9 protein-coding genes are annotated in these 12,097 nt (G+C 65.4%); 4 read left to right on the top strand and 5 right to left on the bottom strand.

Features of this window, described 5'->3' with window-relative positions; genetic code table 11:
* The first annotated feature begins 95 nt into the window (after nucleotides 1–95).
* The 3 genes from BG61_RS22405 to purB all read left to right on the top strand — a co-directional run bounded on the left by BG61_RS22405 (nucleotide 96) and on the right by purB (nucleotide 3,472).
* Nucleotides 96–1,121 (top strand): aminoglycoside phosphotransferase family protein, encoded by a 1,026-nt coding sequence (locus tag BG61_RS22405; RefSeq protein WP_035927682.1) that lies wholly within the window; start codon nucleotides 96–98, stop codon nucleotides 1,119–1,121.
* A 10-nt stretch (nucleotides 1,122–1,131) separates the two neighbouring features.
* Nucleotides 1,132–1,845, top strand: a complete 714-nt coding sequence (gene murU / locus BG61_RS22400) for an N-acetylmuramate alpha-1-phosphate uridylyltransferase MurU (RefSeq protein WP_075584205.1) — start codon at nucleotides 1,132–1,134, stop codon at nucleotides 1,843–1,845.
* Nucleotides 1,846–2,083: 238 nt separating this feature from the next.
* Nucleotides 2,084–3,472, top strand: coding sequence for an adenylosuccinate lyase (gene purB / locus BG61_RS22395; RefSeq protein WP_035927678.1), 1,389 nt, complete (start codon nucleotides 2,084–2,086; stop codon nucleotides 3,470–3,472).
* 76 nt (nucleotides 3,473–3,548) lie between these two features.
* Here the strand turns inward: purB and BG61_RS22390 are convergent, their stop codons facing one another.
* The 4 genes from BG61_RS22390 to edd form a co-directional block, all read right to left on the bottom strand.
* Nucleotides 3,549–4,043 (bottom strand): gluconokinase, encoded by a 495-nt coding sequence (locus BG61_RS22390; protein ID WP_035927677.1) that lies wholly within the window; start codon nucleotides 4,041–4,043, stop codon nucleotides 3,549–3,551.
* Nucleotides 4,044–4,157: 114 nt separating this feature from the next.
* The gene (locus tag BG61_RS22385; RefSeq protein ID WP_035927675.1) at nucleotides 4,158–5,519 is read right to left on the bottom strand and encodes a GntP family permease; all 1,362 of its coding nucleotides are present in this window, start codon (nucleotides 5,517–5,519) and stop codon (nucleotides 4,158–4,160) included.
* Nucleotides 5,520–5,754: 235 nt separating this feature from the next.
* Nucleotides 5,755–6,387 (bottom strand): bifunctional 4-hydroxy-2-oxoglutarate aldolase/2-dehydro-3-deoxy-phosphogluconate aldolase, encoded by a 633-nt coding sequence (gene eda, locus BG61_RS22380; protein WP_035927672.1) that lies wholly within the window; start codon nucleotides 6,385–6,387, stop codon nucleotides 5,755–5,757.
* Nucleotides 6,388–6,476: 89 nt separating this feature from the next.
* Nucleotides 6,477–8,381 (bottom strand): phosphogluconate dehydratase, encoded by a 1,905-nt coding sequence (edd, locus tag BG61_RS22375; protein ID WP_035927671.1) that lies wholly within the window; start codon nucleotides 8,379–8,381, stop codon nucleotides 6,477–6,479.
* A gap of 302 nt (nucleotides 8,382–8,683) precedes the next feature.
* On the opposite strand from edd, the gene BG61_RS22370 reads away from it, so the two are divergent.
* A complete protein-coding gene (locus tag BG61_RS22370; protein ID WP_035927668.1) occupies nucleotides 8,684–9,523 on the top strand; it encodes a MurR/RpiR family transcriptional regulator in 840 nt (279 codons plus the stop codon).
* 575 nt (nucleotides 9,524–10,098) lie between these two features.
* Here BG61_RS22370 and BG61_RS39350 read toward each other — a convergent pair.
* On the bottom strand, nucleotides 10,099–12,097 hold a 1,999-nt coding region (locus BG61_RS39350; RefSeq protein ID WP_174479738.1), incomplete at its 5' end, for a YadA family autotransporter adhesin.

Genomic DNA, 12,097 nt, shown 5'->3' with positions numbered 1-12,097 from the left:
GGCGGGCGGTCGTCGGGGCTTCGCGCCGGGTGAAAATGGATCGCGTAAAAAAGTCGTGGGGTATTATATGGCAAGATGTTTTGCCTCTCGAATTTATGACGCACATTCCCTCCGACGCCCGCCTTACACAGCTTTACGCCTGGCTCGAAGCGCACACCGCGCGCTATCGGCTGGACCTTCCGACACTCGCCCCCGCTTCGACCGACGCCAGTTTCCGCCGCTATTTCCGGCTGGGAAGCGCCGCTGCGTTCGGCAAGACCCTGATCGCGGTCGATGCGCCGCCGCCCGAGAAGTGCCGCGAGTTCGTGCAGGTCGCGGGCCTGCTCGCCGAGGCGGGCGTGCACGTGCCGACGGTTCTCGAAACCGATTTCGACGCCGGCTTCATGCTCGTGACCGATCTCGGCACGACGTCGTATCTTTCCGTGCTCGACGAGAAGAACGCGCGGGAGCTGATGCGCGCCGCGATCGACGCGCTGATCCGCTTCCAGCTCGCCTCGCGCGAGGGCGTGCTGCCGCCCTTCGACGAAGCGTTCCTGCGCCGCGAAATGGAACTGATGCCGGAGTGGTTCGTCGGGCGGCATCTGTCGCATACGCTGACCGGCGCCGAGCGCAAGGTGCTCGACGATACCTTCGCCGTCCTCGTGCAAAGCGCGCTCGCCCAGCCGCAAACCTTCATGCTGCGCGATTTCATGCCGCGCAACCTGATGGTGTGCGAGCCCAATCCCGGCGTGCTCGACTTCCAGGACGCGGTATACGGCCCGATCACGTACGACCTGGCGTCGCTTTTGCGCGACGCGTTCATGAGCTGGGACGAGGAGTTCCAGCTCGACTGCATCGCGTATTACTGGGAGCGCGCCCGCAAGGCGGGGCTGCCCGCCGACGCGGACTTCGGCGAGTTCTACCGGCAGCTCGAATGGATCGGCCTGCAGCGCCACATCAAGGTGCTGGGGCTCTTCTCGCGCATTTATTACCGCGACGGCAAGCCGCAATATCTCGCCGACCTGCCGCGCTTCATCGGCTATGCGCGCAAGGTGGCGGAACGCTACAGGCCGCTGCGGCCCTTCGCCCGCCTGCTCGATACGCTCGAAGGCCGCGCGGCCGACGTCGGCTACACGTTCTGAGCGCGCCTGAATGAGCGCATCTCTCAGAAAGGCGATGATCTTCGCCGCCGGACGCGGCGAGCGCATGCGTCCGCTCACCGATACCTGCCCGAAACCGCTTCTCGAAGCCGGAGGCAAGCCGCTGATCGTCTGGCAGATCGAGCGGCTGGCCGCGGCGGGCGTCGAGATCATCGTGATCAATCACGCCTGGCTCGGCGACCGGATCGAAGCGGCGCTCGGCGACGGCTCGCGCTGGGGCGTGCAATTGCGCTTCTCGGCGGAAGCCGAGGCGCTGGAAACCGCGGGCGGCATCGCGCAGGCGCTGCCGCTGCTGGAAGAACGCGGCGAACCGCAGGTGTTCGCAGCGGTGAGCGGCGACGTGTTCTGCGACTTCGACTACGCCGCGCTCGCCGCGCATGCCGCCGCCCTCGCCGCGGCAGACCGGCCCGGCATGCACCTCGTGATGGTGCCGAACCCGCGCTTTCACCCCGCCGGCGACTTCGCGCTGAACGACGGCCGCCTGTCGCTCGACGGCATGCCGCGCTACACGTTCGGCAACATCGGGCTCTACGACACGCGCATGTTCCGCGATCTCGCGCCCGGCACGCGGCGCGCGCTCACGCCCTATTACCGCGAGACGATCGCGGCGGGGCGCGCGAGCGGCGAGCTGTACGAAGGCCGCTGGGAGAACGTCGGCACGCCGGCGCAGCTTCAGGCGCTCGATCTGGCGCTGCGCACGGGCTGAGCGGGACCGCTCACCAGCAAGGAAAGCAACGCCGGATACCGCCCGATTGCGGACGCGCATGCCGCGGGCGGCACAGCGGCGCACAGGGAAGGGCCGCCCGCACCTGGGCGCGCTGGCGGCGGGCGTCACCAAGGCTGCCGGGAGAATGTCGGCACACCGGAGCAGCCCCGCGCCGGTTTCGGCTCCGTCCGATGGTAAAATCCCCGGTTCTCCCCGTCTCGAAGCCGCGGCTGCCACCATGTCCGATACCCGTCCCGATACCCTCTTCGCGCTCACCGCGCTGTCGCCGCTCGACGGCCGTTACGCCGCCAAGACCGAAGCCCTGCGCGACTGGCTCTCCGAAGCCGCCTTCATGCGACATCGCGTGATGGTCGAAATCCACTGGCTGATCGCGCTCTCGCGCGCCGGTTTCGCCGAAGTCCCGCGTTTCTCCGACGCCTCCGAGCAATTCCTGCTGCAGCTCGTCGAGCGCTTCACGGCGCACGATGCCGCGCGCATCAAGGATATCGAGCGCGTGACGAATCACGACGTGAAGGCGGTCGAATACTGGCTGAAGGAATCGGTGAAGGGCCAGCCGGAACTGGAGCGCGCGAGCGAATTCATCCATTTCGCGTGCACGTCGGAGGACATCAACAACACGTCGCACGGGCTGATGCTCGCCGGCGCCCGCGAGCATGTGATCCTGCCCGCGCTGCGCTCGGTGCACGAACGGCTCGTCAGGCTCGCGCACGAACACGCCGCGCAGCCGATGCTCTCGCGCACCCACGGCCAGCCCGCCAGCCCGACGACGCTCGGCAAGGAAATCGCGAACGTCGCGGCGCGCCTTTCGCGCGCGATCGAGCGCATCGCCGCCGTGCCGCTCCTCGGCAAGATGAACGGTGCGGTCGGCAACTACAACGCGCACCTGTCGGCGTATCCGGAGTTCGACTGGGAAGCGTTTTCGAAGGAAGTCGTCGAACAGCGGCTCAAGCTCACGTTCAATCCGTACACGATCCAGATCGAGCCGCACGACTACATGGCCGAGCTTTTCGACGCCATCGCGCGGGCCAACACGATCCTGCTCGACCTCGACCGCGACGTGTGGGGCTACATCTCCGTCGGCTATTTCAAGCAGAAGACGAAAGCGGGGGAAATCGGTTCGTCGACCATGCCGCACAAGGTCAATCCGATCGACTTCGAAAATTCTGAAGGCAATCTGGGCCTCGCGAACGCGACCCTGCGCCACCTCTCCGACAAGCTGCCCGTCTCGCGCTGGCAGCGCGACCTGACCGATTCGACGGTGCTGCGCAATATCGGCGTGGCGCTCGGGTATTCGCTGCTGTCCTACGATTCGCTGATTCGCGGGCTCGACAAGCTCGAAGTGAACGCGGCGCGGCTGAACGAAGACCTCGACAACACGTGGGAAGTGCTGGCCGAGCCGGTGCAGACGGTGATGCGCCGCTACGGCATCGAGAATCCGTATGAACAGCTGAAGGAACTGACGCGCGGCAAGGGCATCACGCGCGAGGGCCTGCAGGCGTTCATCAACGGCCTCGCCATTCCCGCCGACGCGAAAAAGCTGCTGCTCGACATGACGCCGGCGTCGTACGTGGGCAAGGCGGTCGAACTGGCGAAGCGGATCAGGTAACGCGCTTGCGGCATGGAGCAAGAAAATGGGCGTCCCGCGGGACGCCCATTTTGTCTGGCTGGCCGCGCTGTGCGGATCAGCGCTCCTTTACCTCTTTCAGCACTTTCTCGACGATCTGATCGGGCGTCATCGCGATATCCGCCTCGATCGCCTCGTCCGCACCGGGCGGCTCGAGCGTGTCGAGCTGGCTCTGCAGCAGCGACGGATCGAAGAAATGGCCCTTGCGCTCGCTCAGGCGCTTCTGCAGCAATTCCTGCGTGCCGTGCAGAAACACGAACGTCACGTCGCGGTCGCCGGCCCGCAGGATGTCGCGGTACGAGCGCTTGAGCGACGAGCACGTGAACACCGCCGTCTCCTTCGCGCCCTGCTTTTCCTCGATCGCCGCGCGGATCGTGCGCAGCCACGGCCATCGGTCGTCGTCCGTCAGCGGGATGCCCTTGTGCATCTTTTCCTTGTTGGCGGCGCTGTGAAACGCGTCGCCGTCGGTGAAGGCGCATTTCAGGCGCTCTGCCAGCATTTCGCCAATCAGCGACTTGCCGCAGCCCGAAACACCCATCGCGATCAGTATCATCGAAGTCTCCTGTCGACGAGAGTTGGCGCTTTAGCGCCTACTCTCGTCCCATGCAAAGCTGTCGGCCCGAGTTAGCGCTTTAGCGCTTACTCTCGTCCCACGCAAGCTTGTTGCCTACACGACCGTCGCGAGCGCGAAAGTCAGTCCCAAACCCAATACCGAGATGATCGTCTCGCACAGCGACCAGGTCTTGAACGTCTGGCCCACCGTCATCCCGAAATACTCTTTGATCAGCCAGAAGCCGCCATCGTTCACGTGCGAGAAGATGAGCGAGCCGGAACCCGTTGCGAGCACCAGCAATTCGGGGCTCACGTTGCCGCCCGCGGCAGCCGCGATCGGCGCGACGATGCCGCACGCGGTGGTCATCGCGACCGTCGCGGAGCCCGTTGCCAGACGGATCAGCGCGGCCACGAACCAGCCGAGCAGGAGCGGCGACAGATGCGCCTGCGACGCCGACGCCACGATCTGCTGCGAAATGCCGCTTTCGCGCAGAATGTTCCCGAAACCGCCGCCCGCGCCCACGATCAGCGTGATCCCCGCGATCGGCGCGAGACATTCGCCGCAGAACTTCTGGATCTGCTCGCGATTGAAGCCGCGCGCCGCGCCGAACGTCCAGAAGCTGACGAGCACGGCGATCAGGAGCGCGATATCCGACGAGCCGATGAAGCGCAGCAGGTCGTTCGGCAACGTCTTCGGCGTGAACACGAGATCCGCCCAGCTGCCGACGAGCATCAGGATCACGGGCAGCAGGATCGTGAAGAGCGTCACGCCGAAGCCCGGCAGGTCGCGGCGCTGGCCTTCCGTGTGGGACTCCACGAACTGTTCGGCGAGCGGATTGTTCTCCGGCAGCTTGATGTACTTGTGAATCAGCAGCGCGAACAGCGGGCCGGCGACGACGGCCGTCGGCACACCGACGATCAGACCATAGGCGATCGTCTTGCCGATATCCGCGTGATACGCCTGCACGGCGAGGAGCGCGGCAGGGTGCGGCGGAATCAGGCCGTGCACGACCGACAGACCCGCAACCATTGGCAGGCCGATCAGGAGCAGCGACTTGCCGGTGCGCTTCGCGACGTTGAACGCGATCGGAATCAGCAGCACGAAGCCGACTTCGAAGAACACCGGCAGGCCGACGATGATCGCGACGAACATCATCGCCCAGTGAATGTTCTTTTCGCCGAAGAGGTGGATGAGCGTATTCGCAATCCGCTCCGCACCGCCCGATTCGGCCATCATCTTGCCGAGCATCGTGCCGAGGCCGACCACCACCGCAATGTGGCCGAGCGTATTGCCGTTGCCGGTTTCGAACGCCTTGACGATCTTGTCCATCGGCATGCCGACGGCAAGACCCAGCAGCAGCGACACGATGAGCAGAACGAGGAACGGGTAGACCTTGTAGCGCGTGATCATCAGGATCAGCACTGCGATCGCAATGACCGCGTAGACGAGCAGCATGCTGCCGTGGACGGGCTCCATGAAGCGCCTCCTTTGTTTTGTTGACGTTTATCGCTACGGGTGCGTTTGCCGTCGCTGCGTTACTGCCTACAGCGGCGTCCGGCAAGCGTACACGCGGCGCCGAGGATTGCGGATTTTACTTGCTGGCAGCGAGCGTCGAGAGAGCACGCTTCCATAAATATGAAAAAAGCCTCCGTGACTCGAGGTCGCAGAGGCTTTTGCATGTGCCGAACGCTGCCGCGCCGGTCGGGGGCGATCAGGCGTGAGCGGCCAGTTCGCTCGCCGCGCGGGCGAGCCGCGTGACTTCCTCCCAGTTTTGCGCGGCAAGCGCCGCCTTCGGCGTCAGCCACGATCCGCCGACGCACACCACGTTCGGCTGCGCAAGGAAAGTCGACGCGGTTTCGGCCGTGATGCCGCCCGTCGGGCAGAACTTGAGCGTCGGGAACGGGCCGTGGAACGCCTGCAGCATCGGAATGCCGCCGGCCTGCTGCGCCGGGAAGAACTTGACGATCTCGTAGCCGAGCTCGAGCGCCTGGATGATGTCGCTCGGCGTCATCACGCCGGGCAGCAGCGGCAGCCCCGCGTCCTGCGCGGCCTTGTGCATGTCCCGCGTGAGTCCCGGCGAAACGCCGAACTGCGCGCCCGCCTTCTTCGCCTGCGCGCAATGCTCGGGCTTCGTGATCGTGCCGACGCCGACGACGATGTCGTCCGCGAGACGGCTCGCACGCTCGATCGCTTCGAGGCCCGCTGCCGTGCGCAGCGTGATTTCGAGCACCTTGACGCCGCCCGCGTGCAATGCGCGCGACACGTGCTCGCCCTGTTCGGCCGAATCGAAGGCCAGCACCGGAATCACCGGGCCCAGACGCACGATTTCGCTTACCGTTTTCATGTGATGCGACTCCTGTTTTGTGCGGCGCGTGGTTTTTTTGTCCGCGAATTGTCTCTCAGGTCCTGCACGTTGCGAATATGCCCTGGCGCTCAGTGCGTGGCATGCGACGCGTGCGTCGCATGCGGGTGATGAGGGGCGTGCGAAGCGTGCGCTCCGTTCGCCTCGCCGATCATCGCGCCGAACACCGACGCGCCCTGCTCCGCCGGCAATGCCGCGCTGCGGAACACGCCGAACAGCTCGCGGCCGAAGCCCGCTTCGTTTTCTGCCTGGTTGAGCGGCGCCTCGACGACGCGCGCCGCCCACTGCTTCGAATCGATCTCGATGTCGAGGACGCCCGCCTGCGCGTCGATGACGATCATGTCGCCCGTGCGCACCTTGCCGAGCGGTCCGTGCAGCAGCGCTTCCGGCGACACGTGGATCACCGCGGGCACCTTGCCCGACGCGCCCGACATCCGGCCGTCGGTGACGAGCGCCACATGGAAGCCCTGATCCTGCAACACACCGAGAAGCGGCGTCAATCGATGCAATTCCGGCATGCCGTTCGCCCGCGCGCCCTGGAACCGCACCACGGCGACGAAATCGCGCTTGAGCTCGCCCTTGTCGAATGCTTCCTGCACTTCTTCCTGCGAATTGAACACGATGGCCGGCGCCTTCACCACGCGATGCTCCGGCGCCACGGCGGAAATCTTGATCACGCCGCGTCCGAGCTTGCCCTGCATCAGGCGCAGGCCGCCGTCCGGCGCGAACGGCTCCTCGATGCCGCGCAGCACCTTCGTGTCGTGGCTAGCCTCGGTGCCCGGCACCCATTGCAGCTTGCCGTCGATGAGCTTGGGCTCCTGCGTGTAGTGCGAAAGCCCCGGACCCGCGACGGTTTTCACGTCTTCGTGCAACAGCCCGGCTTCCAGCAGGTTGCGCACCAGGAACGCCACGCCGCCCGCCGCATGGAAATGGTTCACGTCGGCCTTGCCGTTCGGATAGATCTTGGCGAGAAGCGGCACGACCTGCGAGAGCTCGTCGAAGTCGTTCCAGTCGATCACGATGCCCGCCGCCCGCGCGATCGCGACCAGATGCAGCGTGTGATTCGTCGAGCCGCCCGTCGCGAGCAACGCGACGATGCCGTTCACGATCGCCTTTTCATCGACCACATGGCCGACCGGCGTGTAGTTGCCGCGCTCGACGGTCAGCTCCAGCACGCGCTTCGCGGCCTCGCCGGTCAGCGCGTCGCGCAGCGGCGTGTGCGGGTGGACGAAGGCCGAGCTCGGCAGATGCAGGCCCATGACCTCCATTAGCATCTGGTTGCTGTTCGCCGTGCCGTAGAACGTGCAGGTGCCGTGGCTGTGATACGCCGCCGATTCCGCCTCGAGCAGCGCGCCGCGGTCGCACTGGCCGGTGGCGAACTGCTGGCGGACCTTCGCCTTGTCGTCGTTGGTGAGGCCGCTCGTCATCGGGCCGGCCGGCACGAAAATGGTCGGCAGATGGCCGAACTGCAACGCACCTATCAAAAGTCCCGGCACGATCTTGTCGCAGATGCCGAGGCACAGCGCCGCGTCGAACATGTTGTGCGTGAGCGCGACCGCCGTGCTCATCGCGATCACCTCGCGCGAGAACAGCGACAGTTCCATGCCCGCATTGCCCTGCGTGATGCCGTCGCACATCGCCGGCACGCCGCCCGCGAATTGCGCGACCCCGCCGCTTTCGCGGGCCGCCTGCTTGATGATGTCGGGGAAATTCCTGTACGGCGCATGCGCGGAGAGCATCTCGTTGTACGACGACACGATTCCGATGTTCGGCTCGCGCACCGACTTGATCGCAAATTTTTCCTGGCCCTCGAGACCGGCGAAACCGTGCGCGAGATTCGCGCACGAGAGCGCGCCACGCGCCGGGAACTGGCCGTGCGCCTGGTCGATGCGCGCCAGGTAGGCCGAGCGCGTCGGCTTGCTGCGTTCGATCACGCGGTCGGTGACCTTCTTCAATTGCGGATGCGGGGAAACCATCGAAACTCCTTCGCCTCGTCTCAGTTGAATGCGCCGTCGAGGGCTTGGGTTGAATGTCGCGGGGATTCGGCAGTTGGTGTTCGATGTGTCTCCGTGCCGAGTTACCGATGTTAGTAGAAAAACTACACGATCGCAACGCGATTTTTACCCAATTCGTTAAGCGGACACTTATGTCCGAGTCGCTTATGGCATATACGTATCAGGGAAATCCCTGATCTGCATTCGGCCTAATTATGTAGTATTTGTACATGTCCGATCATCGGCTATAGTCCACGCAATTTCCAGCATAGGCGAGATTCCCGATGTTGCTGTCCCAAGTCGAAGCGATGCGCGAACAATTGCGGCCGTCCGAGCGCAAGCTCGCGGACTACGTTCTCGAAGCGCCGCGCGAAGTCCTCGATCTCGCCATGACCGACTTCGCCGCGCGCGCGGGCGTGAGCCAGCCGACCATCGCCCGGTTCTGCCGCGCGCTCGGCTTCTCGGGTTTCCGGGAGTTCAAGATTCGGCTCGCGCAGAGCGTCGCAGGAGACGTGCCCACCGTGTATCGCGACGTGCGCACGGACGAACCGGCGTCGGGCGTCGCCGCGAAAGTGCTCGACCGGACGATCGGCGCGCTGATTCAGGTGCGCAATAGCCTGTCGTCGGACAGCGTCGCGGCGGCGATTGCGCTTCTTGCCGGTGCACGGCGCATCGAGTTCTACGGCGCCGGAGGCTCGGGCATCGCCGCGCTCGACGTGCAGCACAAGTTCTTCCGGCTCGGCGTGCCGTCGGTGGCCTATTCCGATCCGCACACGTACACGACGTCGGCGGCGCTGCTCGGCGCGGGCGACGTCGTCGTCGCGATCTCGAACACCGGGCGCACGAAGGACATTCTCGACGCGTGCAAATCGGCGCTCGACGGCGGCGCGCGGGTAATCGCGATCACGCACGGCAATTCGCCGCTCGCGCGCATGGCGAGCGTGGGCCTCTTCGCGAACGTCGACGAGGACACCGACATCTTCTCGCCGATGACCTCGCGCGTATCGCATCTGGCGATCGGCGACATTCTTGCTGTCGGCGTGGCGCTGGCGCGCGGGCCGCAGCTGGCGGAGAAACTGGCGGAAGCAAAGGACGTGCTGGAGCGGCGCCGCGTGGGGGCTTGAGCGACGAGGCTCGCCGGTCCGTTCCTTCGACTGCCGCGACGCGTCGCCGGGGCGTAATGCCGCAGCAGGCTCGTCTGGCGTGGGGATGCGGAGCTTGAGCGACGTGGCGCGCCGGTTCCTTGCCCTCCGACTGCCGCGACGCGTCGCCGGGAGCGTGATGCCGCGGCAGGCTCGCCTGGCGTGGGGATGCGGAGCTTGAGCGACGAGGCGCGCCGGTCGGTGCCTTCGACTGCCGCGAGGCGTCGCCGGGAGCGTGATGCCGCGGCCGGCTCGTCTGGCGTGCGGATGTGAAGCCGGGATGTGACGCAGGCGACTCGATTCGACGCCGGACAAGGGACGTCCGAGTGCGCCGCTGCGCGCCGTGAAGCGCGAACTGGATGAACGTCGTATAACGGAACGCGGTGCACAAAAAAAAAGCGGGCTCTTCCGAAGAAGAGCCCGCTTTTGTCTTGAAACGTGACCGTAGATGCCGATCCGTCCGTCAAGGGCGACTCTCGCGAATCGTTCTTTAGGCCGGACCGGCCGCCAGAAGCAGCGCACTGAAGCGCGCCGCCGACTGGCTCGTGACTACCGGCTTACCACTGGTATGCAGCGCCCGCGCCGACCGTCGTGCCCGAAGAACTCCAGCCCGCACCCACGCGGACCTTGATGTTCTGCGTGATACGCGCCGTGCCGCCGAGCGCCGCTGCCGAATAGCCCTTGTACGTGCCGTAGCCGACACCGACCGACAACGTCTTGTTGGCGTCGACGTCCGGAATCATCGTCAGCGCGGTGGCTGCCGCAACGCCGCTGTAGGCATTGCGCGACACTTCACCCAGTCCCGACTTCAACTGGTTTACGTTGACTGCGTCCGTACCGGCGATGCCGGGGGCGACGTTCGTCACGCGACGCTCGTTGCCTTCCGAACCGACCGAGATCGTGTTCGGTTGATCAGCAACGGAGTGCGCACCGAGTGCGACCGAGTTGTCAGCCGGAGCTTGCGCGCCGTTTCCGAGTGCGAGCGAGTCCGTGCCGCCGGCTCCCGAATCCTTGCCGACTGCGACCGCGCCGTTACCGCCGGCGTTGGAGCCGTTGCCGATTGCGATCGAGCCCGTGCCGCCGGCGCTGGAACCGCCGCCGAGCGCGAGCGAACCCGAGCCAGTGGCCGATGCCGCCGGCCCGACACCGCCGCCATCGACCGGGCCAACGGAAATCACCGAACTGCCGGTCGTGCTGACGTTCTTGATCGCGGTGCCCAGATCGTCGATCTTGGCGTTCGTCGCAAACAACTGCTTGCCCGTCACTGCGTCGGTGCTATCCGACGCAAGCTTCGCGTCCGTCAGGTTGGTCAGCGAGGCCGTCGTGCCTTCCTTGCCGAACGTGACCTTGTCGTGCGCGTCCGAGTCGTACTTCACTGCGTTCGCGACCGCAGCACCACCACCGCCGGCGCCGCCGTTGATGATCGTCTGGTTGATCTTCGCGATCTCGTTCGTGTTCGACGTCACGCGACCATCGATGTTCGATACTGCATCACCCACGTTGTGCACCGACGTGCCGCCGACGACGAACGTCGGCTGCGTGATCGAGCCATCCGGGTTGAGTGCCGCACCGCCACCGATCGCCGTTGCCAGGCCGCTACCAACCGAGTGAAGCTGCGAACCGTTGACCGCGTCGAAGCTCGAAGCGCTCAGTTCGCCGGCTGCCACGCCCTTGATGGTGCGAGCAACGCCGTCCTGGTTCGCCGCGTTGATCACCGTACCGTCCGTCTTGGCACCGATGGTGATTTCACGCGAGGTCGCATCCTGCGAGACCAGACCCAGGCCTGCACCGTTGATCTGGTTCTTCACGTCGGTAAGACCGGTATCCAGCGAAGTGATTGCCGAACCGACATCGCCCTTCGTCTGGCCCTGAACCGTGTACGACGGGCCCGTGATCGAACCATCCGGATTCACGCTCGCGCCGCCGCCGAGAGCCGCGACCACCGGCTGCAACTGACCAACCGTCGCCGCCGAGTTCGTGCCCGTGCCCTTCGCTACGTTGATCAGCTCACGCTCACCCGCCGTGCCCTTGAAGTCAACCTTTGCGCCGTCGAGCGCACTGGCCACGAGGATGTTCTTCGAACCCGCATCCTGCGTAACGAGGCCCGATCCGCCACCTCCGATCGACGCAACCTTGTCGTTCAACTGCTTGACGTTCACCGCGTCGGTGTCATCCGTGCCCGATGCCACGTTCACGATCTTGCGCTCGGAGCCCTTCGCGCCGACCGAGATCACGTTGCTTTGCGAGCCGTCGCTGCCGGAGCCGAGAACGACCGTGTTCGTGCCGGTCGTTTTCGTGACGTTGTTGCCGAGAACGAACGTGTTCGCCGCCGTCACCGAGTTCTTGTTACCGAGCGAGAACGAACCGTCGCCGGAAACCGTGGTCTCGTTACCGAGTGCGGCGCTCAACTTGCCGTCGGCGATGCTCTGGCGGCCGATGGCGATCGAGCTGTCGCTGTTCGCCTGCGATTCCGAACCGATGGCGATCGCATCCACGCCGCTCGTGTTGACGGTCGCCAGATAGCCCAGTGCCAGACCGCGGTCAGCCACCACGTTC

Origin of the sequence: Caballeronia glathei, from assembly GCF_000698595.1 — a bacterium.
In the GTDB taxonomy this organism is placed as follows: domain Bacteria; phylum Pseudomonadota; class Gammaproteobacteria; order Burkholderiales; family Burkholderiaceae; genus Caballeronia; species Caballeronia glathei.
The sequence above is the reverse complement of the archived record's forward strand: the minus strand, read 5'-3'. Positions and strand labels throughout refer to the sequence as shown.